The 24,560-nt window shown below is 50.8% G+C and carries 27 protein-coding genes and 1 tRNA gene; 9 read left to right on the forward strand and 19 right to left on the reverse strand.

What is annotated here, in order from left to right:
• Positions 1–56: 56 nt before the first annotated feature.
• Positions 57–791 carry a tRNA pseudouridine(55) synthase TruB gene (gene truB / locus WD467_01725; protein ID MEX2452610.1) on the reverse strand — a complete coding sequence of 245 codons (735 nt, stop codon included), beginning with the start codon at positions 789–791 and terminating at the stop codon, positions 57–59.
• A 39-nt stretch (positions 792–830) separates the two neighbouring features.
• A complete protein-coding gene (locus WD467_01730; protein ID MEX2452611.1) occupies positions 831–2,267 on the reverse strand; it encodes a hypothetical protein in 1,437 nt (478 codons plus the stop codon).
• A 123-nt stretch (positions 2,268–2,390) separates the two neighbouring features.
• Here WD467_01730 and rpsT point away from each other — a divergent pair, with 123 nt between their 5' ends.
• The gene (rpsT, locus tag WD467_01735) at positions 2,391–2,822 is read left to right on the forward strand and encodes a 30S ribosomal protein S20 (GenBank protein MEX2452612.1); all 432 of its coding nucleotides are present in this window, start codon (positions 2,391–2,393) and stop codon (positions 2,820–2,822) included.
• 68 nt (positions 2,823–2,890) lie between these two features.
• Here the strand turns inward: rpsT and holA are convergent, their stop codons facing one another.
• The 7 genes from holA to dnaG all read right to left on the reverse strand — a co-directional run bounded on the left by holA (position 2,891) and on the right by dnaG (position 11,655).
• Positions 2,891–3,835, reverse strand: coding sequence for a DNA polymerase III subunit delta (gene holA, locus WD467_01740; protein MEX2452613.1), 945 nt, complete (start codon positions 3,833–3,835; stop codon positions 2,891–2,893).
• A gap of 25 nt (positions 3,836–3,860) precedes the next feature.
• Positions 3,861–4,742, reverse strand: a complete 882-nt coding sequence (gene mutM, locus WD467_01745; protein ID MEX2452614.1) for a bifunctional DNA-formamidopyrimidine glycosylase/DNA-(apurinic or apyrimidinic site) lyase — start codon at positions 4,740–4,742, stop codon at positions 3,861–3,863.
• A gap of 7 nt (positions 4,743–4,749) precedes the next feature.
• A complete protein-coding gene (locus tag WD467_01750; GenBank protein ID MEX2452615.1) occupies positions 4,750–5,184 on the reverse strand; it encodes a disulfide bond formation protein B in 435 nt (144 codons plus the stop codon).
• Positions 5,185–5,223: 39 nt separating this feature from the next.
• On the reverse strand, positions 5,224–6,156 hold the full coding sequence (locus tag WD467_01755) for a hypothetical protein (protein MEX2452616.1): 933 nt from the start codon (positions 6,154–6,156) through the stop codon (positions 5,224–5,226).
• Positions 6,157–6,227: 71 nt separating this feature from the next.
• Complete coding sequence (gene polA / locus WD467_01760; GenBank protein MEX2452617.1) at positions 6,228–8,774, reverse strand: DNA polymerase I; 2,547 nt, start codon at positions 8,772–8,774, stop codon at positions 6,228–6,230.
• Positions 8,775–8,819: 45 nt separating this feature from the next.
• On the reverse strand, positions 8,820–9,908 hold the full coding sequence (gene rpoD / locus WD467_01765) for an RNA polymerase sigma factor RpoD (GenBank protein MEX2452618.1): 1,089 nt from the start codon (positions 9,906–9,908) through the stop codon (positions 8,820–8,822).
• A gap of 16 nt (positions 9,909–9,924) precedes the next feature.
• Positions 9,925–11,655 (reverse strand): DNA primase, encoded by a 1,731-nt coding sequence (gene dnaG, locus WD467_01770; protein MEX2452619.1) that lies wholly within the window; start codon positions 11,653–11,655, stop codon positions 9,925–9,927.
• 91 nt (positions 11,656–11,746) lie between these two features.
• Between dnaG and WD467_01775 the strand changes: the two genes are divergently transcribed.
• Both WD467_01775 and WD467_01780 read left to right on the forward strand, forming a co-directional pair.
• Positions 11,747–12,235, forward strand: a complete 489-nt coding sequence (locus tag WD467_01775; protein MEX2452620.1) for a hypothetical protein — start codon at positions 11,747–11,749, stop codon at positions 12,233–12,235.
• Between the two features lie 64 nt (positions 12,236–12,299).
• A complete protein-coding gene (locus WD467_01780; protein ID MEX2452621.1) occupies positions 12,300–12,488 on the forward strand; it encodes a hypothetical protein in 189 nt (62 codons plus the stop codon).
• Here the strand turns inward: WD467_01780 and WD467_01785 are convergent.
• Positions 12,485–13,105: a 3'-5' exonuclease gene (locus WD467_01785; protein ID MEX2452622.1), complete on the reverse strand. Its 621-nt coding sequence runs from the start codon at positions 13,103–13,105 to the stop codon at positions 12,485–12,487. The two genes, WD467_01780 and WD467_01785, sit on opposite strands and share 4 nt — an antisense overlap.
• 145 nt (positions 13,106–13,250) lie before the next feature.
• On the opposite strand from WD467_01785, the gene WD467_01790 reads away from it, so the two are divergent.
• The gene (locus tag WD467_01790) at positions 13,251–13,697 is read left to right on the forward strand and encodes a hypothetical protein (protein ID MEX2452623.1); all 447 of its coding nucleotides are present in this window, start codon (positions 13,251–13,253) and stop codon (positions 13,695–13,697) included.
• 102 nt (positions 13,698–13,799) lie between these two features.
• Here WD467_01790 and WD467_01795 read toward each other — a convergent pair whose 3' ends face one another.
• Positions 13,800–14,945 (reverse strand): hypothetical protein, encoded by a 1,146-nt coding sequence (locus WD467_01795; protein ID MEX2452624.1) that lies wholly within the window; start codon positions 14,943–14,945, stop codon positions 13,800–13,802.
• A 103-nt stretch (positions 14,946–15,048) separates the two neighbouring features.
• Entirely contained in the window at positions 15,049–15,450 is a 402-nt protein-coding gene (gene msrB, locus WD467_01800; protein MEX2452625.1) for a peptide-methionine (R)-S-oxide reductase MsrB, read from the reverse strand.
• Positions 15,451–15,503: 53 nt separating this feature from the next.
• On the opposite strand from msrB, the gene WD467_01805 reads away from it, so the two are divergent.
• A complete protein-coding gene (locus WD467_01805) occupies positions 15,504–16,001 on the forward strand; it encodes a YajQ family cyclic di-GMP-binding protein (protein ID MEX2452626.1) in 498 nt (165 codons plus the stop codon).
• On the opposite strand, the gene WD467_01810 is transcribed toward WD467_01805, so the two are convergent.
• Positions 15,998–16,969: a DMT family transporter gene (locus WD467_01810; GenBank protein MEX2452627.1), complete on the reverse strand. Its 972-nt coding sequence runs from the start codon at positions 16,967–16,969 to the stop codon at positions 15,998–16,000. The genes WD467_01805 and WD467_01810 overlap by 4 nt on opposite strands.
• Before the next feature lie 114 nt (positions 16,970–17,083).
• Here WD467_01810 and WD467_01815 point away from each other — a divergent pair, with 114 nt between their 5' ends.
• On the forward strand, positions 17,084–17,662 hold the full coding sequence (locus WD467_01815) for a hypothetical protein (GenBank protein MEX2452628.1): 579 nt from the start codon (positions 17,084–17,086) through the stop codon (positions 17,660–17,662).
• Between the two features lie 557 nt (positions 17,663–18,219).
• Here the strand turns inward: WD467_01815 and WD467_01820 are convergent.
• The 3 genes from WD467_01820 to WD467_01830 form a co-directional block, all read right to left on the reverse strand.
• Positions 18,220–18,822, reverse strand: a complete 603-nt coding sequence (locus WD467_01820; GenBank protein ID MEX2452629.1) for a class I SAM-dependent methyltransferase — start codon at positions 18,820–18,822, stop codon at positions 18,220–18,222.
• Positions 18,823–18,852: 30 nt separating this feature from the next.
• Positions 18,853–18,944 (reverse strand) — tRNA-Ser (locus WD467_01825).
• Positions 18,945–18,978: 34 nt separating this feature from the next.
• Positions 18,979–19,581 carry a hypothetical protein gene (locus WD467_01830; protein ID MEX2452630.1) on the reverse strand — a complete coding sequence of 201 codons (603 nt, stop codon included), beginning with the start codon at positions 19,579–19,581 and terminating at the stop codon, positions 18,979–18,981.
• 117 nt (positions 19,582–19,698) lie between these two features.
• On the opposite strand from WD467_01830, the gene WD467_01835 reads away from it, so the two are divergent.
• From WD467_01835 to pgeF, 3 genes are all read left to right on the forward strand, one after another.
• On the forward strand, positions 19,699–20,376 hold the full coding sequence (locus WD467_01835) for an ABC transporter ATP-binding protein (GenBank protein ID MEX2452631.1): 678 nt from the start codon (positions 19,699–19,701) through the stop codon (positions 20,374–20,376).
• Complete coding sequence (locus tag WD467_01840; GenBank protein ID MEX2452632.1) at positions 20,373–21,614, forward strand: ABC transporter permease; 1,242 nt, start codon at positions 20,373–20,375, stop codon at positions 21,612–21,614. Before WD467_01835 ends, WD467_01840 begins: the two co-directional genes overlap by 4 nt.
• Positions 21,615–21,785: 171 nt before the next feature.
• Positions 21,786–22,505, forward strand: a complete 720-nt coding sequence (gene pgeF, locus WD467_01845; GenBank protein MEX2452633.1) for a peptidoglycan editing factor PgeF — start codon at positions 21,786–21,788, stop codon at positions 22,503–22,505.
• A gap of 3 nt (positions 22,506–22,508) precedes the next feature.
• Here pgeF and WD467_01850 read toward each other — a convergent pair whose 3' ends face one another.
• From WD467_01850 to WD467_01860, 3 genes are all read right to left on the reverse strand, one after another.
• A complete protein-coding gene (locus tag WD467_01850) occupies positions 22,509–23,543 on the reverse strand; it encodes a bifunctional phosphoglucose/phosphomannose isomerase (GenBank protein ID MEX2452634.1) in 1,035 nt (344 codons plus the stop codon).
• Between the two features lie 114 nt (positions 23,544–23,657).
• The gene (locus WD467_01855; GenBank protein MEX2452635.1) at positions 23,658–23,864 is read right to left on the reverse strand and encodes a hypothetical protein; all 207 of its coding nucleotides are present in this window, start codon (positions 23,862–23,864) and stop codon (positions 23,658–23,660) included.
• 130 nt (positions 23,865–23,994) lie between these two features.
• On the reverse strand, positions 23,995–24,474 hold the full coding sequence (locus WD467_01860) for a hypothetical protein (protein MEX2452636.1): 480 nt from the start codon (positions 24,472–24,474) through the stop codon (positions 23,995–23,997).
• Positions 24,475–24,560: the final 86 nt, after the last annotated feature.

The following is a 24,560-nucleotide window of genomic DNA, read 5'->3' on the forward strand; positions in this document are numbered from 1 at the left end:
ATCCCGGTGGGCTCCGGTAAGTTATTAATTTACTATAACTAAGAATGCTATATTTGTCAAATAAATGCCTGCTCTAGAGGAATGATCTGGCGTCGCAACTCCTCGGCCGTCAGTTGGGGCGAAACCGCCGTCGCCACACTCCACTCACCAATTGCAGTCCGGCGCAGACTGCTCAGGTAGCCCCCCACCCCTAAACCAGCTCCGATATCACGCGCCAAGCTGCGAATATAGGTACCGCTCGATACATGTACATTAAAACCAAGGCGGGGGTAGTGATAACTGATACCACTGATTTCATGCACGATAACCGGGCGCGGGTGCAATTCCACCGGTTCTCCCCGTCGCGCCAGCTTATAGGCACGCTGGCCATCGATCTTAATCGCCGAGTGCTGGGGTGGTAGCTGTGTAATGGGGCCGCGGAAACGCTGCAGCACCGTCTCTACATCGGCCAAGGTAGGCGGCTGTGCTCGCCCAGTAGCTAGATCAGTAGTGATCTTCCCTTCGGCGTCGTCGGTACTACTGATAGCTCCCAGAGTCATCTCGGCCGTGTACCACTTATCGAGCTTCATAAAGTCGGCCTGCGCCTTAGTGGCCTTCCCGACTAAAACGATTAAAAGACCGGTCGCCATAGGATCCAGTGTTCCGGCGTGGCCAACTCGAAACTTTACTGCTCTATCGAGATCGGCAGGCTGACTGGTTTGCCATAACGAACGCAGAGATGATCGGATCTTCCCGACCACATCGTGTGAGGTCCAGCTCTCGGGCTTATCTACTAGAAGTATGCCATCCATAACTCCTAGGGTATAGGGTTTGTGTCCGACGGGCTAGACTCAAACTCCCGCCGGTGGCGGTGGTGGCTGATTAGCGGCTGGAGCTTGGCCACCTTGATGCGCCTGCTCGACCGCCTTACGGGCGGCTTCCAGCTCGGCACCTAAATCAGGCGCCTCCGGGTTAGGAGCGGTAGGACCAGTCTGAGCGGTATCGCCAATATCATTAATGTTGGGTGGTGGAGTGGGTGGCGGTGGCTGGATCACCTTCTCGCCATGCTGAGGCTGATCAGTCGGTCCTTGGGTACCTCCACCCTGATGAGCTGGTCCATCAATACTGGGCGTCGGTGGGTTGGGTTGCAATGGTGGGGCTAGTTGTCCGCCTATACTGTGACCCATAGCGGGAAAGCCAGGATTAGGTGGTGAGGATGGTGGCGATATCGGCGGGGTAATCGGAGTTGGAGCTGACGGTGGTGGCTGAACGGCAGTAGGCTCCGGCTTGGGTGGTGCAGGCGGCGGTGTTGGCTCAGGTGGTTGAGTAACAACCGACTCTGGCTCAGGTGAAAGAGTAAATCCTTCACTACTGGCTGGCGTTGGCTGAGTATGACGAATCTGGAACTCATTCGACGGTACCTCAGAAGGTTTAGGCGGCTGCTCTTGATCGTGCTTACCCTCTTTAGTCTCGTCTGATGCCTTAGCTGTAGACGATTTAGACGCTGAACTGTGTGGCTTTGGGTGAGTTACCGGGGCAGATAGACGCTTCACCACCTCGGCCTGATTAGCTCCGGCCGCTAGCAGCTGTGCCGCCATAGTCATAACTTTCGGAGTAGTAGCACTGTTAGTAAAATGCTCCGTCTTGTCCACGATACCGGTGAAGAGTGCGGTAGCAATATCTTTATCTACCATGCCACTACCTAGTGCTTCGGACATACTCATCACCATCTCACAAATCGAACTCGCACTCGGATCGTTCCAGCTTAACGCCTCCCCTGCTTCACTACTAGTCGTGATAAAGGCAAACTTAGCATTTTGGGTTAGCTTCTGCTCTTTAGTTACAGCTGGATCGAGTTGACTCGGGTTGGTAGCTCCTAGTCCGATGATAACGTCACAATGATAATCCCCATAACTAAAGCCGACATCACTAGCACTATACACGCCATTATAAGGAGTAATGTATATCTTTAATTTTCCACCCTCAGTTACATATTTAAGATGGTCGGCCTCAGTGCGCGATTGATCGACTTCGATAACGAAGTCGCGTTGACCTTGTAGTTTATCATTAACAAGTTTTACTGGAAGGAAGTCGAGCTGACTCGGCACAGGAGTCGCGATGACTATCTCTGCCACCTTCTCTAACTTCATTAGTAATAAATGCAGTCCTATGGCAGCTGCGATTTCATCTCGACCAGGATTTTTCGCGGTCGTAATAACAACACTTTCTGCACCGCGTAACGCCTCAGTTAGCTGTTGTTTTGGAGAGGGCTGTCCATTGTTATCCATAATTCTTACGCTACGCTAACCATCCCTGTTTTGTCAAACCTACAACACTTTACAAGCCGCCCACCCTTAGCTATAGTCTAACTTTGAATTTATCGAGCAATAAGCCAAGGGAGCTAGAAGCATATGCCAATCATTAAATCTGCCGCCAAACGTGTGCGGCAAAACGCTAAACGAGCCACTATTAACTCACGTTATAAACGAGAGATGCGCGCTAGTATCAAACAGCTAGAGGCCGACATCGCCACCAAGAAGAAGACGACTGCACCCGCCTCACTCGCTGCCGCTCAAAAAGCCATCGACAAGGCCGTTAAGAAAGGTGTGATTCACCAGAACACGGCCGCTCGACGTAAATCACGTCTCAGCCGTAGCTTTGCGGCTACTTTCGATACACCTGCTTCGACTACTAAAACAGCTAAGAAGACTCCGGCGAAAAAGACCGCACCGACTAAGAAAACCTCAACTAAGAAACCGGCAGCTAAGAAAACAGCTAAGGCCCCAGCTAAGAAGCCGGCTACGAAATCGACTGCCAAGAAAACAGCTACCAAAAAGTCCTAGCACTATAAACTATCACTAAGTATCGACTAGCCTACCCGGTAATCTGCCGGGTAGGTTTATTTTTAGGCTTAGTTTCTACTCCGTGGTCGACTGACATCGGCTATATAGAAGATCACCCGCTCGATTAGACCCTCTGGGTCGGTAGAACGGCCGGTCTTTAACTCATAATCGGCTTGTATCACCTGCTGATAGGCCGCAATTAGTGCCTCCAAGGGTATACGCTTAGCCGTCGCCTTCGACTTACTAACCACATACGGATTAAGGCCGTGGTCGCGCGCAATCGCAGTGTCCGAATGCTCCCTGCAGCTAGCGATAACTATCAGATTACGTAGCTGCCAGCTAATCATCGTCAGTATCTCTAACACATGCACGCCCTGCGCACGTAAATCGTCCCAGTAGCGCAGGGCTGTCTCAGTATCCCCGCGAGCTAACACTTCTAGTAGTTCAAATATAGTGTGGCGGGGACTGGGCAACACCAGACTCTCAATTAATTCAACCGTTAGATCGCTCCTGGAGGCTAGCTTTGCCACCTCCTGGCTTAAACGCCACTGGTCGGAGCCAACACGATCGAGTAATAATCGAGCCAATTCCGGAGATAACTCGAGCCCTTCGGCCTTAGACTGCTGCTGCAACCAGGCCAGTAACTGAGCATCGCTTTTCGGTTTAAACTCCTTAAGTTTAGCTTGCTGTTGCAGAGTCTTAAACCACTTAGTCCGTTTGTCGATATTCGGATCTACTAACACTACTACTGTACTCGACGGTATCTGATCGATATTAGCTAAAATCTTAGTTTGCAGCTCTTTATTCTGCGATGGATTCTCTACCACTACTAGGCTACTATCGGCAAACATCGGTTGCGCCGTCAGAGCCGTTAGCACTTGGGTGCTATCACTGTCGCTCTCGAACCAGTGCAGGCCGTAGTTCGAACCAGTACTGCCCTCATAGCGCTTCGCTAGCTTACGGACTTGGTCCTTAGCCGCAAAAGTATTCTCACCGTAGAATAGATACACCATACAGGTAGTATCTAGGATTTAAGTCTTAGGTTCTAGTCTTGAGCAGCTGACACTGTGGGCAAATGTGTGTACCGCGGCCAGCTACCCGCAGTTTATCGATCGGCGTACTACACTCCGGACAGGGTTGGTTCGTGCGCCCAAATACGCGGGCCATTTCGAAATAACCACCACTCTCCCCTTTGTGATTCCTAAAGTTACGAAAAGTTGTACCTTTGAGCTCGATAGCTCGGGTGATAATAGTGATGATGGCTTGATGCAGTCGCCTCAGCTCAGTTGGAGACAGATCAATACCGTGGGTGAGCGGGTGAATTCGCGCTAAGTGCAACGCCTCATCGACGTAAATGTTTCCCAGTCCTGCCACAGTCGACTGGTCCAGTAGTACCGCTTTGATCGGTGATTTACGGCGAGCTACTTTAGCGGTGAAGTTCGAGAACGTAAATTCTGTACTCAAAGGTTCCACGCCCATACGAGTGAGTAATGAATCTTGCTCAACCTCCGCCGTTGGTAGTAGTTTTATCCAGCCGAATTTACGCTGATCGTTGAAAAAAAGTCGATCTCCACCCCTGAAATTGAACACGACGCGGGTGCTATTATCCGGCAGCTCACGCACCATCGATTTTGTAGGATGGCCACCACCGCGCCGCACGCCATCAGCGCGCTGCAGGATTAGCTGGCCGGTCATTTTTAGGTGCACCATTAGACTATAGTGGGTGTCGAGATCGACAATCATCACCTTACCCCGGCGGCGCAGAGCACTCACCTTTGCTCCTACTACCCTATCCGCGATCAGCTGCTCGAGGGCGGGCATCGACTTGGCAAACAGTATCTCCGTGCTCGCAATCAGCTGTCCCGTTAGCTCTCTCTCCAGTCCACTGCGAATCGTCTCTACTTCCGGTAGTTCCGGCATAACTCCCCTAGCCCTGTATGGTGCGTTTGAGCATTAAGAGGCAGACGCCAACGACTCCGAAGGCTAACAGTGAACCGAACGGGATCGTCATAAAGCCTAGAAGCTCGATCTGCTTCTCTGTGCAGGAAACTAGCGAAGCGCTGCAGACACTAGATACCTGCGGTGACATCTGTAGGACATAGTGATAGAGCGCAACGGCCGCGCCGACTATCACTAGTGGCATACCGTACCAGAAGACATCGGTCTTCTTCTGCGCTAGAGCGGCCCCGAAAATAAACGGTAGCGGATACATAAAGGCGCGCTGCCACCAGCATAGTTCACAGGGGAGAAAATCAAGAACGTTGCTAAGAATAATTGAGCCTAAAGCAGCTGAAAGCGAGATGAAGAAGGCGGCCTGCAGCCAAAACAGGGGCGTCACAGTAAGTTGTCTGACTTTATCCATACCTATCTCCTTATCGGTCTTGAGTATTAATATAGCAGATTATTGCGGTCGACTGTGTTGGCTCACGCCCTCAACCCAGCGCCCATACTCTGCCCGCGTCTCCTCTACTGTGCGCCCATTGGTATCGAATAAGACATGCCTGGAATCACTCCCGTCTGGCTGTCTCCCTACGACTAGTTCAACCTTCCCGTGCCAAAGCCGGGCATCTGTCTCCGTACTCCAGGCTACTAAGTGGTCTTTGGTCAGTGCCATCGGGTCGGCATGGTTACTAGAATCGCTATCCCGCGCGTTACGCTCACTAAGACTCCGGGCGCGGGTGCGGACTATTGGATCGTCATTTGAGAGTGTCCTGTAGGGTATATCTTTGTCCCGCGATAGCGTCCTATGAGCTGCCTCGACCACATCGACCTTAAAAAAAGCCGGCAGGCCTAGGCGCGCCTGTTGGCGTAAGCGAAGATTCTGACGCAGACCGCGGATCATCACGTTGCGCTCACTACGACCGTCGAGGTAGACACTGTCCAACTCCCGCTCGGCCGCATCGAGTACAAAGCGAACCGAAATATTACCGCAAAAGCTCCGCACCGCCTCTTTACGGGCGAGAAATGAGATGACGTCATTAATCGCATCGTGATATAGAACCTGAGGAATGTTAGCCAGCGGAATATGGTCGGTATCGATGCGTACGCCTTCCACCCCAAACGCTACCGTTCGACTGAGCGAGTCAGCAAACTGAGCTAAGTGTTCCTCATCTTCGGTGAACGCCCGCGCCTGCTGGCGCAGACGTTCAGTGTCGCTGCGATCAAAATTAGCATCTGCTTCGGCTTGAACTCGGAGCCAATACTCAGTAACGGCCCGGTAACCCTGGCCAGTATCGAGGTGCGGCACGCCCTGCTTGCTCAGCCAGCTGCCGATAGTTCCCTTGCCGGATCCACCGGTTCCGTCACCGGTATGTACTAGTACTTCATGGGGCATATTTAATCTCTACCTTCTTCTACTACTCCTAGCATAGAGCTAACACTTCAGAAGACACAAGCATGAGCGTCTTAGTGCAGCTCGCCCCACGTCTCACCGATCGAAGTATCGACATCGAGCCGGACCGCTAATTCCGGAGCGATCGCCTCCATAATCTCCTTGAGCATCTGGGCCACCTGCTTACTCTTGGTTTGGGGCGCCTCCACGATAATCGAGTCGTGCACCTGCATCACCTGACGGCAGTCCTCATCTAATACTTCCTCCACTCTAATCATCGCCAGCTTCATTAAATCGGCCTCTGTGCCCTGAATCGGCATGTTCATCGCCGCTCGTTCGGCCCCGGCACGTACCGCGAAATTACTAGAATGAATATCCGGCATCGGGCGGCGGCGCCCCAAAAGAGTCTCAACGTAACCTTGAGACTTAGCCAACCCTTTCAACCCCTCCAGATAGGTATGCAGCTCCGGGCGCAGATCAAAGTACTTCTTGATAAAGCTAGCGGCCTCTTCCCGGCTCATACCGGTAGCAATACTCAATCCGTGCGGACTCATGCCATACATCACACCAAAATTAACCGCCTTGGCATTGTAACGCTGCTCCTTGCTGACCTTCTCCGGTTCAACCCCATAAAGTTCAGCCGCCGTTAACTGGTGGATATCCCACCCGGCGTTAAAGGCCGTAATCATCTGTTTATCCCCACTGAGGGCGGCAGCTAAGCGCAGCTCGAACTGCGAGTAGTCGGCACTAATTAACACGTTCCCGGATTCGGCCGTAAAGGCCGTACGAATTGCCCGACTCTCTTCGGTGCGCACCGGTATATTTTGCAAATTCGGATGCAGCGAGGATAGGCGACCGGTCTGAGCCACAGTCTGCGACAGGGTCGTATGTAGGCGCCCATCTTTACCTACCTGCCGGGGCAGAGTATCGATATAAGTACTCTTCAGCTTAGTTAGCTCACGGTACCGGCTGATTAGATCGATGACCGGGTGCAGATGACGCAGTTTAGCCAATTCGCTAGCTCCGGTAGAGTAACCGGTCTTAGTCTTTTTAATCCCGGTGCTATCAAGTTGAAGCTTCTCAAATAAAATCGTTTGCAGCTGCTGGGGGGAGTTAATGTTGAACTCCTGTCCGGCTGCCTCATAAATCGCCGTCTCCAGCTCCTTAATCCGACCACTGAAATCATCGCTCATTTTCTCCAAATACCCTACATCCAGCTTCATGCCCCGAGCTTCCATTCGTGCTAAGACTGGGATCAAGGGCCACTCGATCTCCTTAACCACTCGGCTTAAAGCCGGAACAGCAGCCAGTTGATCTCGATAGACATCGTATAGCTTCCACATTACGGCCAAGATTAATCCGGCCTGAGCTAGGTCCATGTCGTCATGCCGCTCAAACTCGGCTAATTCTACCGTTAATACCTCTTGCGCTAAAGCCGCTAGCGACTGGCGACGCAGGAGCGGGTTCAGCACGAAAGCAGCCACCATAATGTCAAACTCTACCGCAACCGAGGAGTTAAGCCGGTGCAAATCAAGCTTAGTGTCAAAACCGATGATCTGGTCCACTTCGACTTGAGAGGACGGCAGTAGGTAGGCCTCGTCTGGCTTCGGGCTAATGAAGGTCAGCTCCTTCAAAGTTAAGACCAGTGCCGTCTCGCAAGAAAGTTTAGTCTCGCGCCGTTTAACTGTTATCGGTTCAATACCTGGTGCCGCTACCTCAGCCGAGTTGAACAGGCCAGCCTGCGGTTTCATCCACTCCGGTAGATCGTTCAGGAGACGCCGGAAATTTAACTCCGCAAACAAAGCTTGGATGGCAGCCGGATCACAGTCTTCAGTCCGCGCTGCAGCCAGATCTAGCTGCACCGGAGCGTCACACATGATCTCAACCAGCTGGCGACTGAGGTAGGCCATATCACGATCAGCCTCTAGTTTAGCTCGCACGGCCCCTTTAATCTCCGCAAGGTGGGCATAAACCCCATCTAGCGAATCATACTCAGCGATCAACTGTTTAGCCGTCTTCTCTCCTACCCCAGCCACTCCGGGGATGTTATCACTCGGATCACCACGTAGAGCCTTGTAGTCGATGAACTGAGCTGGAGTCATGCCGAACTCCTCTTGCAGGCGCTGGGGCGTGTACTCCACGGTCTGAGTCAGACCTTTCTTCAGTGTCAGTACACTAGTATGACCGTTAACCAGCTGCAAAGTATCTAGATCACTAGTCACTAGTACTACATCAATGCCCTCAGCATAGGCCTGCTCCCGCAATGTACCCATGATGTCATCAGCTTCGTAGTCATCTACTTCGAGAAATGGCCAAGAGAAAGCTGCACACAGTCGTCTCACATCTGGAATCTGCTCCCGTAAGTCCTCCGGCATTGGCTTACGCTGGGCTTTGTACTCAGGATACAGCTCACGTCGAGAGCGGATGTTAGTCTTCGACATATCCCATGCCACGATGACATAATCTGGCTTAAGATCTTTGATAATTCTCAATCCCATCATAGCAAAACCGTAGGTCGCCCCGGTCGGTTTGCCCGCCTTATTACTTAGATGAGTCATGGCATAGTAGCCCCGATAGAGGACGCTCTTACCGTCGATTACTACCAGTTTTTTTCTAGCCATCCGAGCTCCCTAGTTTCTTCAGCCAGTATAACAACCGAATCGGGTTTAGCCGAGGTAGTCTCGCAGATCACGTGACTCGCGGTTCTTACGCAGCTTAGCTAAGGCCTTAGCTTCGATTTGACGAATTCGTTCACGTGTAACACCGAACTCCTGCCCCACTTCTTCCAGAGTATGAGTCCGTCCATCTTCCAGGCCGAAACGCATCTTAAGAATCTTCTGCTCCCGAGGAGTCAGGATATCAAGCATGACGTTCACATGCTCTTTAAGTAGTTGCTGCGTAGCAGCCTCTTCGGGAGTATCTGATTCTTCGTCTTCGATGAAATCACCTAATTTCGAATCCTCCTCCTCGTCTCGTACCGGAGCATCGAGGCTGGAGATCTCCTGCTTAATCTTCATGATGTGATCTACCTTCTCGACCTCCATCTCCATCTCTTTCGCGATCTCCTCATTGGTCGGCTCACGACCCATCTCCTGGGTCATGCGGCGCTGGGTCCGCAACAGCTTATTGATCGTCTCCACCATATGAACTGGAATACGAATCGTACGGGCCTGATCAGCTATAGCGCGGGTGATAGCTTGACGAATCCACCAAGTTGCATAGGTCGAAAACTTAAAGCCTCGAGTCGGGTCGAACTTCTCTACCGCCCGCAACAGACCAGTGTTACCTTCCTGAATGAGGTCGAGCAGATCCAGACCTCGTCCGACATACTTCTTAGCAATCGAAACCACCAACCGCATGTTGGCTTCGGCCATCTGATCTTTTGCCTCCTTATCACCCTCAGTAACCCGGGTGGCTAGCGCTACCTCTTCCTCAGCTGAGAGCAAAGGAATCTTACCGATCTCGCGCAAGTACAGTCGAACCGAGTCGTCGGCGATGTCGTCGATATATTTATCATCGTTCTCCTCTTCCTCATCCTCGTCTTCCCAGGTAGTTCCCTTTTCGTTAATTAGCTCGACTCCGGCATCGATAAAATCGGAATGTAGTGAATCGAGAATCTCTAGGTTGTCCTCCGTCTCCGGAATGTTTTTTATAACTTCTTTATAATCGATATAGCCCTGACTTTTGCCCTTTTTAAAGAGCTTCTCTGCTACATCTTCTAAATTAACCGGCGGTTTAGGATCTCGCTTTGCCAAACTGGACTCCTTCGTATTATGTAAGTGACTGATACTGTTTTAGTAGTTTCCGGCGCAAATCATCATCTCCGGCTGCCTCTGCAGCTGCTATTTCCTGACTGATGCGCTGTCTGTGTCGTTTAGTTTGGAGTTCTTGTAGGCGGTGGGTCAAACTAAAGGCCTCAACTTGTCGGTCAAGCAGTGCCCAGGACCCGTATTCTTCTTCGCCTCTTAATAGTAGTATTTTGACATAGTTTTCTAGCGGTAGCAACTCCTCAGGGATGGCGCTATCCGTTATATCCTCTCCATGCTCTCGTAAGTAAGCTAACAGCTGAATGGCGAAGTCGTCCAGTTGTTCCGGTTTAACCTCTTTAAGCGCGCCGCGCACATCCGGGTAGGTCACCGCTAGACTCAACAGCGCAGTACTGACCGTCGTCACTTCATCATGTGTCGGCGTGGCAGTGGATACCGCCTTAACTCGCTTCAAAGTGGCTGAGCCACCCGGGCTCACCTGAGACAACTTATCCTTCACCGTCGCTGGTGCTACCGCCGTCATATCAGCTAATAGCTTAATGTAATGCTCCTGCTCGACCGGATCACGTAAGCGACGCAAACTGTCTGCAATACTACTAGTGAAGTCTCGCTTGCCCTCGGCAGTAGCGAGATCATAATCAACCGCAAGAGCTTCGATGAGCCAGTCCATCACATACTGCTTATCACTCAGTAGCTGCTGCCACTGCTTGGGATTAGCCCGTATCACATCATCCGGGTCAGAGCCGGCCGGCAGAGTCACTACCGATAAATTTATTCCGACCTCCTGGGCCAGCGGTACAGCTCGCATGCAGGCTTTAATCCCGGCACTATCGGCATCAAAGGCAAACGTCACTTTATCACTCAGACGAGCTAACTGCTTTAGCTGTGGCAGTGTTACAGCCGTACCACTCACCGCCACCACTCGGGCAACTCCAGCCTGATGTGAACTAAGCACGTCTAAGTTTCCCTCCACTACTACGGATTCGTCCTGAGTGCGGATACTTTCTTTCGCCTGATACAGGCCAAAAACGAAACGGCTTTTGTCGAAGAGTTGAGTCTGGGGCGTGTTGAGATACTTTGGCATCCCTTCACCCAAGACACGGCCGGTAAAACCGATGATCCGGCCCTGAACGTCAAAAAAGGGTACCATTATTCGCCCCCAGAATAGGTCTTGTAGCTGTGAACCGCGCCGGCGAGCCAACCCCGCCTCCAGCAGCTCCTTATCGGTAAAGCCCTGTTTAGTTAAGAAGTGGGTCAAACGCGAACCTTCAGGCGGAGCCCATCCCAGTCGAAACTGTTTAATTGTCGCCTCACTCAAACTCCGACGTTCAGTAACGTACTCCCTAGCGACCGACGAGCGACTAAGCTGGATGTGATAATACTGAGCCGCGGTCTCCAGGACTGAGTACAGACGGGCCTTATGGTCCTTAGCTGCTTGGGTGTTAGCCCCACTCCGCTCGGCGAGTTCGACACCGGCCTTGCTAGCTAACTTCTCTAGGGCTTCCCTGAAAGTTAGTCCGTCGACCTTTTCCACGAAAGTGAATATGTCGCCACCTTCACCACAACCGAAACAGTGGTATATTCCCTTATCGGGGCTAACCATGAAGCTGGGGGTCTTTTCATTGTGAAACGGGCAAAGACCCTTAAAGTTACTACCGGCCGGCTTAAGCTGAACGTACTCGCCCACCACCTCATCAACCCCAAGTCGATCTTTGATCTCCGCCACTTCATCCATGGCATTTAGTATATAGGTTTTAGGTCTAAGGTGTTAGATATTCATCTCAACAACGCTTGACCCTGACAGCTTAAGCGATAATACTTAGGCTATGGAACGCTCAAAACTTATCCTCATCGGCGCTATCTTAGGTGGAGTAGCCCTTATCTTATTCATATTGCGAGCCACGGTGGGCGGCAGTGGTGGCATCGAGATTAACCTCCGAGAGAGCCTAACAGATCATCTGACCATGATCGAACTCAGTACGACCGCTAGCCAACAGGAGGGCAACCCTGATACCCAAGCTATTGCCGCGAGCATCACTAGCACAGCCGCCAGCGACTATACACAGTTGGCAGCGTACTATGAGTCAGACTTTGGCGCTCCGCCCACCGAAGGCGACCCGGAAGCAATCGAAAGCCTGGCCAGAGCGGGAGAGAACTTCAACCAAGTATACCGAGAGCTTGTCACTGCTACACTCCAAGCCTCACGCACTAACCTGTTTGCGCTCCAAGCTAACGCCGCTCACGATGACTTCGCTGCTGCTATCGAAGTAGCCCTAGCTAATCACGAGGCTCATCTGAGCCGACTAGCGCGTTAGCTTATCCCCTCCGGAGTGCGTATTATTAATTAAAATAAGTTAAACGATTAAGTAGGATATAGCAATGCAACTCAGCACCGGAATGATTAGAGCCATCGTCGTCTTCATAATTACCGCCAGCTTCATCTGGATGCTGCTCTATCTCATCGGTCAGGTCGGTCTCAACTTCTTCGCCGAACCCCTGTTGATTATCATCGGTGCTGGCTGGGCGGCCTACTATATTTGGAAGAAGACCGAATACGGCCGCTATTAAAATAGCGTTGGCGTCGCCTTGTAGCCACGAAGATAGTCCGGTACCGCGTACTTACTAAATTCATCCAGTAGGACCTGGCCCGTTAAGAGACGACTAAACGCTTCGGCTTCCATCTTCGCTCCCATAAGAGCAATATGTGGGGTCGGCTCGAGCGGTAGGCCGACGTAGCGCAGCACCGTATTAGCTTTGATGTCAGATAAGCCCTGATAAAGCGGCAGTGGATGATTGAGACGTTTCATCTGCAGATACGCCATCGAATGCAAATCTAGAGCTCTGAAACCAAACGGCCAACGCAATCGCGAAGGATGCACTACTGCCTGAAGCATCGCCACGTCAAAATGAGTATTATGACCACCCAGCGTGCGCTCCTTGATCGGCTCACTCCACTCGATGAAGCGGGCCACCGCTTCGACCGCCGTAGCCTTACTATCATCACGTACTTCAGTCTCCGTAAACCCGTTCACTCGCAAGGCGCCTGGATCGATTTCAATATTATCTGCGATACAGCACTCAACATAAAACTGGTTCGTAGCATTAGTTAAATCAACTGCACCGATACTGACGATACCGTGCCGTCCCGGCACTAGACCGGTTGTCTCTACATCTACTACTATCATAGTACTGCCCCTGTTGATCTCACGATTACTAGCTTTATTGTAGCAGTTGCTGCTAACGCCAGCCTATGCGAGAATACGGGTAGGCAAGCAGTGCAAATGTTCGCCTCGTACCTAATCAGGCAGTCGACAAATCTGGGGGTATGTCATGGGAAGCGCTCACGTAGTATCGACCACAGATAGCCGACCTACGGAAGCGGTGCTGCAGCAAGCATCACGAGCCGTCCGAGCCAACTTACGAGATCAGTTTCGTAGCTGGCGAGACGAGAGTCGACTCGATCCATGCATCAGTCTGCCCGACGGACTGGTGGTATATCTCGAGGAGCACCGAGCTGACCAGAGTCAAACGGTCAGCGATGACCACCAGCTGACGAAATACGGCGTTGGAATTCTCGACTATCAGGGCTGTCAGACGCTGCTGATGGTACCGGCCAAAAGAATCGTTGGGGCCTGGAGCAGTGTGCAGACCCAGTTCACTGCTAACGGCCTTGTGATCGAGAGTTGGTCGCCGGCCGATCTACCCGGCACCATCAAAGACGCTTTCCGCGTCATTGACCTGGACCGGATCGAACCCCTCTTCCCTACTAGTTGGTAGCGGGGTTGTCCACTGCCCACCCAGCGCCAACACTTCTCAGTCGTTCCGGGATTCCTCGGGACGCGGACTGGCGAGTGTTGGCGCGTTACTTTTATACTTAATTTAATAACGCAAGATAGCCAATGCTGGAGCCATACCTACCCCAGCTAGATCGTTGGCCTCGTGCACCTCACCTCCATGGGCATAGGTGCCGGCGATGGCGATATCTATCAAATCAACTGCCCCGGGACGACGTTCAGAGAGTGAGACTACCTGCTGGTCATCAACTTCTCCCCATACCTGCTGATTGCCACGATAAAGTAATCGCTCCACCTTACCGGCTAAAGCCGCCCGGACGATCTCTTCCAGTCGGCCACTGGCTAGTTGCTGATTCTTCGCCTTTAATTCGTGGTAGCGCTCAACTACCTCCGCCGTATCAATTGCAAAACGCGGCTGCATCAGTTCAAGTGCCCGTCGATGCAGCTCGTGGGGTTTTACGGTATCGAAGTTACCACTTAGATGTTCCTCGACTAGTTTATGTTTTAGTTTAGCCCCTCTGTATAGGGAAAATAACTTATCATCTCCGGCAAATAGCACAGGAGCGTGGCTGTCACGGAGTTCCTGGTTTACACCCTCAGCAATCAGGCGGATAAAACGAGGCGGATCAACATCCTGTAGGTCCTTAGCACCACCATGGCCATGAAAGATCGCGTCCCCCCTGCTACCGCCCTGATCGGCCACGTGGTTCTGTAGTTGCCGTTCGTTATCGTCCGTGCCCAAGCCCTGCTTAATATCGACAGGTATGGCGTCGGAGTTGATCACAGATATTCCCTCCATATTCGCCCGGTAAAGCTGTACTCGATTTAAGCTGGCCTGCAGGATATAGAAAATCTGATTAGCACTGATTAGTGGTATCAGTGGCTTAATATGGTAGTGACCAGCTGTAATCGAGACCTCCGGCACTGGCAATGGCAGGCGGTAATCTTTCGTCCCTTGCTCCGATATATAAACGGCTAGCCCTTGACGCTGATGCTGCCAGAAAAGGTCATCGCCCAAGAAATCGCGGGCTTTACGTAGACGCTCCTCCACTTTACGGCGCTTATAACCAAGTTCAATTAAATCAGTAGCGGCGCTATCCAGAAGATTACGGAAACGAATACGGTCTTCCTCCAGCTCCCGCACCGCCGCTTTATGGGTGGGTAGGTAAATCGAAGTGACGTGGCCACTCTGCGGTCGCATTAACCTATCGATTAGCTTACGGTTGATCATACCTACCTCCTGCTTTTAACGTACTCACTAAGTATACCAAGCCAGTGACATTTAACAGGGGCGGATGTTTGACTTAGCCTACATCAAGTAGTCTAGTAATGAGCTAGGCGTTATCACTACTATCTGGGTCGAAATCAAGTGCTAGCGAGTTGATACAGTAGCGCTGTCCCGTCGGCTGAGGTCCGTCACTGAAAAGGTGACCCAGATGGGAGCCGCAACGCTTGCAACGCACTTCGATGCGACTCATACCGTGAGAACTATCGCTGACAAGCTTAACCCTCTCACTGTCTTTAACATCGCAAAAGCTGGGCCATCCGCTGCTTGAATCAAACTTTGTTTCAGAATCGAACAGCACTTGATGACAGGCAGCACACGAGTAGCTACCGTGTTCGGAATTATGCAGCAGAGTACCACTGCCTGGTAATTCCGTTTCACCTTGACGCAGTATTCTATACCGAGCCGGACTTAAGCGCTCCTGCCACTGTTCATCTGTTAATTCATCCATAGCTACTATTATACGCCCTGGACATCGGCCCACTTCAATGGGAAACTAGCCGTATGGCAAACTACTCATTCGACATTGAATCAACTTTCGATAAAGCGGAGCTAAACAACGTTTTCGATCAAACTCAACGCGAGATAGCTAACCGGTATGATTTTAAAGGTACTCCAGCCCAACTGGAATGGCTAAATAGCGATAGAACCGGCTTTAAGGTAACCGGCAGTGGGGACTGGCAAATTGACGCCATCCTTGACATAGTCCGCAAGAAGTTAGCTAGCCGAGGGCAGAGCCAAAAGATACTCGACACCAACCGTGACTCCATAACCCGTAACCTCAAGACCACGAAAGAAGTACTGTTTAAGCAGGGCTTAGATCAGGACAAGGCTAAACATCTCACCAAGCTTATCCGGGATAAATTTCCTAAAGTTAAGACCCAGATTCAAGGTGATGCAGTCCGGGTAAACGGTAGTAGCAAGGACGACCTCCAGGCGGTCATGCAACTGATTAATTCCCAAGAGTTAGACTTTCCAGTTAGTTTTACTAACTACCGCTAGCTATCGATCACTCCGAGCCTCGCGAACAGTCGCTGCATAAAGTGTGATTTATGGTGCTTGGTGTGGACGTGATAGTGGTGGAAGACGCGTACGTGGTGCGGATGAGACAGTAATACACCGGCTAAAATAACTACCGCGCCTATAACCGCACTTACTGCTAGTCGTTCGCCTAGCAGTGTAGCTGCCGCTGCCGCGCCCACCAGTGGCTCTAAGTAGTATATCGGCGCCGTATCCTCTGCCCTCACCTCATGTAGTGACCAATAGTAGAGACCGTTAGCTATGACACCAGGCACGATAGTGCAGTAGAGTAAGGACCACCAAGCTACAGAATCCCCGAGCGGTAGCGTCGACCAATCACTGGAAATAGCCACATAGGCTAAAACCAAGCCGCCGGCGAGTATAAACCGTAAGCTGATCAACTCATTGGGCGCCAACCAGGTGTACATGTATTTAGCGTGAACTATACCGGCTGCAACCGATGCGTAAGCTGTCAGTAGTAATACATCGCCTAGAACCAGCGTCTGACCTAAAACCACCGGCAGACCGATTAGCATCAGGCCACCGGTAAGCGATATCATACCACCGATTAAGACACGTTTTATCGCCGGTTCATGCAGCAAGATCAGCGAGAACAGATAGACAAAGATCGGTGTAGTCAGGCCTAGAATTGAGGCCTTTAAGGCAGTCGATGCATCTACCCCAAGTGGAAATGCGACTACAAATACGATTATAAACGCTACCGATACACCTAACTGTAACAGTAGCCACTTATTCTTAAGGAAGCTTAGGCTGTGCACAAAACTTAACAAGATTAGACCGATGAGAAAGAAGCGTAATGAACTAAATAGCAAGGGGTCCATCGTCTCTATTCCGACCTTCATGACTACGGCATTAGTGCCATACAGACTAATGGCAAAGGCAGCGACTGCTAGAGCGTTATAGTTTCTGGTTTTATTAATACTCAACATTTCTCTGACATAGTAGCACAGAGGCTCGGGGGGTGCGGGACCATAACCAGGTCGTACGCCACTCCACTTTAACTCCTATATAATAGAGCTAACTGACTTAACTTGAAGTGATCTATGCCCGATAAACTCTCTACTCGCTACAAACTCGGCTGGCAAGCAATCCGTCGGCTCCTTAGCCGCCCCCGCTATCTTCTCCTAGCCGCTCTGCTCTATCCTCCGGTGCTCTGGCTGTTCACCTACCTCAGCAACCTCAACCTATTTATCTATGTAATGCGGGCCAACTTCTTAAGTGGCCGGGATAAGATTGAATTTCTGCTCAGCTCCTTCACTAATGTCTTCGCTAATCTGAATGATCCCTTAGCACTATCGATCGTCATCTTCGCCGGCTTCGCCACCCTGAACTTAGTCATGTTAAGCTATGCTATTAAAATGAACCGTCGAATCAGCGGCGCTAAGAGTTCATCAGCAGCGGCGCTAACCCTAGCTGGCTCCCACTGCATCGCTTGTGGCGGCTCCCTGCTGGCTCCGATCTTAACTGCTCTCTCCGGCAGCGGTGCATACATCAGCGCTACTCGAGCAAATACTACCGTACTGTTAGTGGTATCAATCAATATCATAGCAATCTTAATCATAGTCCACGCGACTTTAACGCTTGCGCAGCGGTCAAATGTCGGGCTGGCTAGGGCGCAGTAAGGATAGTCGGTATAATTATTCACATGAATAACTACAAACTACTTAGAATTGGAGTCTTAACAGTAGGACCGTTAATGTCCGCTACATTTACGCTATAGCCTATCTTCCGCTACGCTAGCCCTTCTGAACTTATTAACGAATTAATATATGGTTCAGGGATCGGCTGGATGATACTATCTCTACCCTATGTTTGGTTCTGGGCGGTTACTAAGAAAGCCAAAGGCATTTTAGTGCCAATCTCAGCTAGTGTCTTAATTATGACAGGTCTAGCGGGGATGTTATTTGTACACCTATCTAGCGGTGCGCAGTCTGGTCTAGTGTTCTTATATATTATACCGATTCAGTTCATCGCTGTAGCTTATCTGGCTTTCCAGACTAAAACCAGTTAGCATTCCTTATGCACTGAATCCTAATTGGGAGCTGTTTCGTTCGGAAAAGGAAGAACCATAGCCCTTAGCAAGTGCCGAATAGCGGAGAGGGCGGGTCCAAACCCCGATCTCCAGAAGACTATGCCCCACCGTTGGCGGAGACATAGTCATTAAAGCAGAGCAACTGGATCAAGAACTCGACTTCCGAGCAATAAAGTTAAGATAATTACTAGCTCTGGGCTGAAACTTAGAGAAGAACAAGATATCGAATCCGTGCTTTTCCATCAAGCTCCTGATCTCACTCTCTGTATAGTAGCTAAACCAGCGCGGCTTGTTTACTCCTGCACTTTCCCGATAGCCTTCGCCCTTCCCTTCAATCATGCCTAGCCCTATGACCCCATTCGGCCGCAAAACCCGACTCACCTCAATTAATGGAATATCTACAGCTGACTTTTTAGCGTGCAGCAAGGAAGTATATGCCCAAACAGCGTCGAAGCTTCTATCCCCAAAAGGCATACTATTATAGTCACCCATTACTGCCCTTAGCCCACGTGCTGAACAGAAATCAATCATAGCCTGAGATGCATCAAGACAGGTGACATCCAAGCCTTTTTCCCTAAGGATCAGTCCATCCCTCCCGGGGCCACTCCCTACATCTAGCACCTTCTTGCCAAACGCTAACTCAGTAAACTTATCGATGAATTCTCGAGGATGGTCATCCCAAAAACCAGTAGTCTCTTCGTCGTACTCCGACGCCAACTGGTTATATGTATTGATTGTGATTTTATCCATAACAGATAGGCCTTAATAAAATTTAATAATTGGCGGAGAGGGCGGGATTCGAACCCGCGAAACGGATTGCTCCGCTTACACGCTTTCCAAGCGTGCTCCTTCAGCCTCTCGGACACCTCTCCACGCATACTATGATATCAAAGTAGCCTCAATGACCTAGCTATACGACCAGTCTACAGGGGTAAGCTTAAAACCAAGCGCCTGGGCACCGGTAGACTCCACTAATGTCACCCCTTGATCGACATCACAGATAGCCGAGGCCATCGCCAGTAGAACTGCCCGGTCTTGCTGGCACTTCTCTTTTGGCATACCAGCACTAAGATCTACTTCCGGCAGATTATAGAGATGCGCACTATAAACTGAACCGAACCGGTCCACTCCGAAGGCACTCACCGTATGAGCCGCCACAACGTTCTGCGCTAAGCCCGGAGTCGGAAACATACTAGCTGTAAAGTCCGGCTCATCAGAACCGATCGCTATCTTACCAAAGCCATAACGCATAGCTTCTTTACGGATGAACCGGGCTACCTCTGCCTGCATTACCTCAAAAGGCTCATTCTCAATGAATCCCAGTAAGTAGTCCATCTCTAACGGTACGCGTTCCGGTATATTCGGTATATCACGCCTATTCCGGATCGCTATACTGCTACTTAACGCTCGCAATAGCCAAGATTGAGCTTGACTGACCTCGACTAGTTTGGGCCGCAAGCCAGCTTCTTTTGAGGAGATCGGGGCTACATAGTTAGGGTTTGCGGCCATGTGTTTATTTCTGCTTGTGAATGTACTTAGAAAATACCATAAGAATTACTGGATTACAATCGAGATTGAATTATGCTTGATTGAACAAATATGTGAGAGGTATGTATAATAGAGTCAATGTCGCTTATAAAGCTGAACAACATTACGAAGTCCTACGGCAAGGGTGACACCTCTACGCAAGTACTGGAAGATGTCTCCCTGGAGATAAACGAAGGTGAATTTGTCGCTATCGTCGGTGCCTCCGGTAGTGGTAAGACCACTCTGATGAACCTTATCGGTCTACTCGATCGACCCGATAGTGGTACCTACACACTCAACGATAAGGACGTCAGCAAGTTATCCGACGCTCGCCGAGCCCAAGTGCGCCGGGAGCAAGTTGGCTTCGTCTTCCAAAGTTTCAACCTCATCCCCCGCCTCAGTGCTCAAGGCAACGTAGAACTACCGATGATTTATGACAAAGTCAGTAGTAAAAATCGCCGCGTTCAGTCTGAGCGCTTACTTAAACTCGTCGGGCTCGGTGACCGGATGAAAAACCGACCAAACCAGCTCTCCGGCGGACAGATGCAACGCGTAGCCATCGCTCGTGCCTTAGCTAATCGCCCGAAGCTGATTCTAGCCGACGAACCGACCGGCAACCTCGACAGCAAGACCGGTGCTACAATCTTAAAGATGTTCCAGAAACTGAACGCCAAGGGCAATACCATTATTATCATCACCCACGATACCGAGGTCGCACAATATGTAAATCGCACTATCACTATTAAAGATGGTCGCATTGAGGAGAAAACCGAATGATCTGGCGCAACTTCAAAATGGCAGTGGCTTCTCTCCGGCACAGTAAGTTACGTTCATTTTTAACCATGCTAGGCATCATCATCGGCGTATCTTCCGTGATTACCGTGATCGCTGTCGGCGAGGGTGTGAAGCAACAGATTGTAGGTGAGTCGGAAACCTTAGGGGCTAACCTAATCAGTATCACCCCTGGCCAAACCTTCGGTGAAGACGGTCAGGGCTTTAACCCAGCCGCCTCGATCGGCGTATCTACTCTGACTGAGGCCGATTTAGCAACTATCCGTAACATCGACACGGTCGCAGTAGCCGCCCCACTCTCTCTCATCTCCGGTGTACCGAGTCGTGGCGAGACTCGCGCCAGTGGATCCACTATCATGTCCACTACACCCGATATAGCTGAAGTACTAAAGCTAGACCTCGCTGTCGGCAACTTCTTCGCTACCTCAACCGCTGAGGGAACAGAGAATGCCGCTGCTAGTCCCGAGACGGTACTCGGCTTTAACGTAGCTGACCAATTATTTGACTCTCCTGAGCAGGCAGTAGGAGAAACTATCAAGCTACGAGACCGTAACTTTGTAGTTACCGGAGTGCTTGCCGAACCGGCCGATGGCTTCGCTTTCGGCGTGGAAGCTCAAATGGCTGGAGGAGTCTTTATACCCTTTGAGGTTGGGCGTGATATAGCCGGTGGGGTAGCTAACATCATTGAAATCGATGCTCTCGCTACTGATACTGAGGTGCTAGACGAGACTGTCGCCGCTATCGAGAGCGCCATCCTCGCCAACCATGATGGTGAAGAAGATTTTACTGTCATGACTCAGGACCAATTCGTCGAAGTCTTCGACACCATTTTCGGCTCAGTGGCTGCTTTCATCGCAGCTATTGCTGCCATCTCCCTCCTAGTTGGTGGTATCGGGGTAGCCAACATCATGCTCGTCTCCGTAACCGAGCGCACCCGTGAAATCGGTATTCGTAAGGCCGTAGGTGCCACCCGCCTACATATCATGCTACAGTTCCTGATTGAAGCTATAGTACTCTCTGTTATCGGTGGTCTGCTAGGAGTGGCAGCGGCCTATGGATTAACCCAGATTATCGAGTCCCAAGCCAGTATCCAAGCCATATTTACACCGATGGCATTCATGCTAGCCCTAGGTGTATCTGGCGGTGTCGGTATTCTCTTCGGTATCGCACCAGCTATTAAAGCCGCCCGTAAGGACCCCATCAAATCCCTCCGCTACGAATGAACCGGTAGAACATTAACGTAGAACTACGATATGCCAAAACGAAAACATCTTATGGTGTTTTCGTTTTGTTAAGGAGGAGTCGATGACAAGCAAGGCGTAAGCCAGTGGCGGCATTGACGTAAAGCTGAGCGGACTCCGACGTGATATACTGTCGCCAAAGGATTATTCAGGATGAAGCTGCTAGCTCCCACTATCTTCGACCCCTTTCCGGAAGTAGTAGCAGCTATGAGTATGCGTGACACTGCTGGTGCGAACCAGCTAAACATGAGCCGGCAGCAAGAAAGTAAAATCGCTCGTACTAACCGCCAACAATTCGCTGCTGAGATCGGGTTCGACCTAGAGCAGCTAGCCGCTCCCGAACAGAATCACACTGATATAGTCCATGTCGTTCAAGGAGAGTACCACCCCCACCCGGGAGACGGCGTGATTACTAGTGAGCCAGGCTGGCTACTTGGTATCACGGTGGCTGACTGCGTACCGCTCCTACTGTTCGACCCCTTATCTGGTAGTTACGGCGCTATCCACTCTGGCTGGCGTGGCAGCGCCCAGAACATCGCCGGTATAACCGTGCAGAAAATGATGCGAGAGTTCTCCCTGCGACCAGAGAACCTCTATGCCTGGATCGGTCCCAGTGCCGATAAAGCCACCTATGAGGTCGGCTACGATGTAGTCAGTCAGTTTAATCCTAAATACTCCACTCCCCTAGATGCCGACCGCTGGCTATTTGATAACAAGAGGGTGGTACATGATCAGCTATTAGACAATGGGCTAAGACTAGAGCGGATCGAGATATCCAGCCTTGATACTATCTCCAACCCCGAGCTACACTCCGAACGGCGAGATGAAGAGACCTCCGGACGGATGTTAGCCGCCATCGGCATAACTCGTTAGGACCTACAACTGGCCCTTTAACTTCTCGATCGTCTCAACTCTAACTGGGTTCACGCCGTTGAGGATGCCACTGTATACACTGACGAAATCACCCAGCAGACAGCTCCAAAGCAACTGCTCGAGACGATTCTGTCCCTTTACTTCCACCTCGATTGGGGCCGGCATTTGTCCGGACAACAAACGATTACTGAGGTCAAAGCGCTTCTGTACTTGCGGATGATCTAGGTGGGAGCGTAGCTCTACTATGCCAAATGGCTTCTCTACTGGGTGAGAGGTCCAGCCGATAAACTCATTGTGGTTAAACTCCGGTAGCTCATTCCAGCTAGCTACACTCTTCGCGTTCTCGTTAAAATCAATCTTCCATTTGTAAGCTGCGCTAGCCAGGCTGGCACTGGCATAGATCCAAACCGCCTTGCCCATCAGCTGCTCCGCTATTTGTTTAGCATAGTTGCTATCGGTCGGCACACTAAGCTCCCACGCTTTCGCCGCGGAACGCAGTAGGCCTTCGGCTTGCTGTAGTTCATTAGTTGCATCCTCCACTAGCTTTAACGCCTCGAAGAGTGTGGCTAGTGACTTAACTCCGTACCAGACCGCCATGCGTGGCTGATAGCCAGTCGGCAGTTCGATAAAGGTCGAGTTATCAGCCTGGGCTAAGTCGCGAAGCTCTCCCCCGCTAGCCATGACTATGATCTGCGCCTGTATACGCTTAGCCTCGATGAAACAACTCAATACCTCTTCGGTATTTCCGGAGTAGCTAGCGCAGATGATTAAGGTCCGATCATTCGCATAAGCCGGGAGCTTATAATCTCGAATGACTATGAACGGCACTGCCAGGCGATCACTCCACCAGTTCTGGCAAAGGGCAGCGGCCAGAGCGGAGCCCCCCATACCGACGAAGACCACTTGATCGATCTTATCCTTATCAATTGCCTCAAGTGTTAATGCCGGTGTATAGCTTAGCTGCTCCGGCTGGGTCGCGGTAACTGCTAAGGCATTATCTGCATCGATTCGTCGCACATAGTGTTCGTCGTCTAGCATGTTAGCGTTTCCATTTAGGATTTACCCTAGTATAACGGGTTTAGAAAATTGACGCGACCGCCAGTGACTGGCGGTCGTTTGATCGTCTAAATTATAAATTGTTTGATCTAGCTTCTACTCAGTAGTATGGCGAATCGCGATACGGCCAGCTGGATACTGAACATGCTGGCGGGCCTCTTCATGTTGCTTAGCGTCGGCCTTGGCCTCCATGGCTGTAAGTCGGGCCAATCGCACTTCGCGAGCCTCGCCCCAATGTTCCGCTGAGGCAGCGGCATGGACAGGTTCGACTAAATTACTACTTTCAAATACTCGAGTTGTCATAGTTGATTTATATTTATTTAATTGTATTTTATCTAAGAGTTCGACCGACCATCGCAAAACGACAGTAATTACCCTTACCTACATCAAACTCTTATGGTTAAGGTTTGTCAATAAAGCTATACACTATACTTTAGCCGTCTGCACCTTCTACGCCATCAGCCGCTGGTTCCCACTTAATCTGAGTATAAAAAGCCTCATACTGCCGATCATCACTACTGAAACTAATTAACGGAACAGGAATAGCAGTATGTGGCTTAGGGAGGACCATACTTACGCCCACCACTGAGAGGATCGCGGTCTCTAGCTCTACCACTTTAGCCTGATCACGCTGCGTAACTTCTGCTAGCGTACCCCTCACTATTACCCTAGGAGGCAATAGAGACTCAATTAGCTCTTGAGTATCCTGACTGGCATGCATGAGCTGCTCCTGTGATATTTCTAATTGACGCTTTAGGTGCCGCACATGAGAAAGACCTTCCCCGTAGCGGCTAAGTTCTCCTTGGTAGATTCTGCTGTCGTACGCCACCTGCGCGCGCCAGGATGCCAGATGGGCTAACTGGTAGCCGATAATCGCATGAGGATCTTCTATCTTACGGGGTCGGGTCTCCATGAGCCTATTCTCTACCGCTAGTAGTGCACATGCAAGCACAAGTGATTACGCTAAACACCCCGACAGTTTATCGCCGGGGTGTTTAA

The sequence above is a fragment of the Candidatus Saccharimonadales bacterium genome (assembly GCA_040903985.1).
GTDB lineage: Bacteria > Patescibacteriota > Saccharimonadia > QS-5-54-17 > QS-5-54-17 > JBBDUI01.

Coding starts and splice junctions, on each gene's coding strand:
- truB (MEX2452610.1), bottom strand. CDS start 791: ATGGATGGCATACTTCTAGTAGATAAGCCCGAGAGCTGGACCTCACAC.
- WD467_01730 (MEX2452611.1), bottom strand. CDS start 2,267: ATGGATAACAATGGACAGCCCTCTCCAAAACAACAGCTAACTGAGGCG.
- rpsT (MEX2452612.1), top strand. CDS start 2,391: ATGCCAATCATTAAATCTGCCGCCAAACGTGTGCGGCAAAACGCTAAA.
- holA (MEX2452613.1), bottom strand. CDS start 3,835: ATGGTGTATCTATTCTACGGTGAGAATACTTTTGCGGCTAAGGACCAA.
- mutM (MEX2452614.1), bottom strand. CDS start 4,742: ATGCCGGAACTACCGGAAGTAGAGACGATTCGCAGTGGACTGGAGAGA.
- WD467_01750 (MEX2452615.1), bottom strand. CDS start 5,184: ATGGATAAAGTCAGACAACTTACTGTGACGCCCCTGTTTTGGCTGCAG.
- WD467_01755 (MEX2452616.1), bottom strand. CDS start 6,156: ATGCCCCATGAAGTACTAGTACATACCGGTGACGGAACCGGTGGATCC.
- polA (MEX2452617.1), bottom strand. CDS start 8,774: ATGGCTAGAAAAAAACTGGTAGTAATCGACGGTAAGAGCGTCCTCTAT.
- dnaG (MEX2452619.1), bottom strand. CDS start 11,655: ATGGATGAAGTGGCGGAGATCAAAGATCGACTTGGGGTTGATGAGGTG.
- WD467_01775 (MEX2452620.1), top strand. CDS start 11,747: ATGGAACGCTCAAAACTTATCCTCATCGGCGCTATCTTAGGTGGAGTA.
- WD467_01780 (MEX2452621.1), top strand. CDS start 12,300: ATGCAACTCAGCACCGGAATGATTAGAGCCATCGTCGTCTTCATAATT.
- WD467_01785 (MEX2452622.1), bottom strand. CDS start 13,105: ATGATAGTAGTAGATGTAGAGACAACCGGTCTAGTGCCGGGACGGCAC.
- WD467_01790 (MEX2452623.1), top strand. CDS start 13,251: ATGGGAAGCGCTCACGTAGTATCGACCACAGATAGCCGACCTACGGAA.
- WD467_01795 (MEX2452624.1), bottom strand. CDS start 14,945: ATGATCAACCGTAAGCTAATCGATAGGTTAATGCGACCGCAGAGTGGC.
- msrB (MEX2452625.1), bottom strand. CDS start 15,450: ATGGATGAATTAACAGATGAACAGTGGCAGGAGCGCTTAAGTCCGGCT.
- WD467_01805 (MEX2452626.1), top strand. CDS start 15,504: ATGGCAAACTACTCATTCGACATTGAATCAACTTTCGATAAAGCGGAG.
- WD467_01810 (MEX2452627.1), bottom strand. CDS start 16,969: ATGTTGAGTATTAATAAAACCAGAAACTATAACGCTCTAGCAGTCGCT.
- WD467_01815 (MEX2452628.1), top strand. CDS start 17,084: ATGCCCGATAAACTCTCTACTCGCTACAAACTCGGCTGGCAAGCAATC.
- WD467_01820 (MEX2452629.1), bottom strand. CDS start 18,822: ATGGATAAAATCACAATCAATACATATAACCAGTTGGCGTCGGAGTAC.
- WD467_01830 (MEX2452630.1), bottom strand. CDS start 19,581: ATGGCCGCAAACCCTAACTATGTAGCCCCGATCTCCTCAAAAGAAGCT.
- WD467_01835 (MEX2452631.1), top strand. CDS start 19,699: ATGTCGCTTATAAAGCTGAACAACATTACGAAGTCCTACGGCAAGGGT.
- WD467_01840 (MEX2452632.1), top strand. CDS start 20,373: ATGATCTGGCGCAACTTCAAAATGGCAGTGGCTTCTCTCCGGCACAGT.
- pgeF (MEX2452633.1), top strand. CDS start 21,786: ATGAAGCTGCTAGCTCCCACTATCTTCGACCCCTTTCCGGAAGTAGTA.
- WD467_01850 (MEX2452634.1), bottom strand. CDS start 23,543: ATGCTAGACGACGAACACTATGTGCGACGAATCGATGCAGATAATGCC.
- WD467_01855 (MEX2452635.1), bottom strand. CDS start 23,864: ATGACAACTCGAGTATTTGAAAGTAGTAATTTAGTCGAACCTGTCCAT.
- WD467_01860 (MEX2452636.1), bottom strand. CDS start 24,474: ATGGAGACCCGACCCCGTAAGATAGAAGATCCTCATGCGATTATCGGC.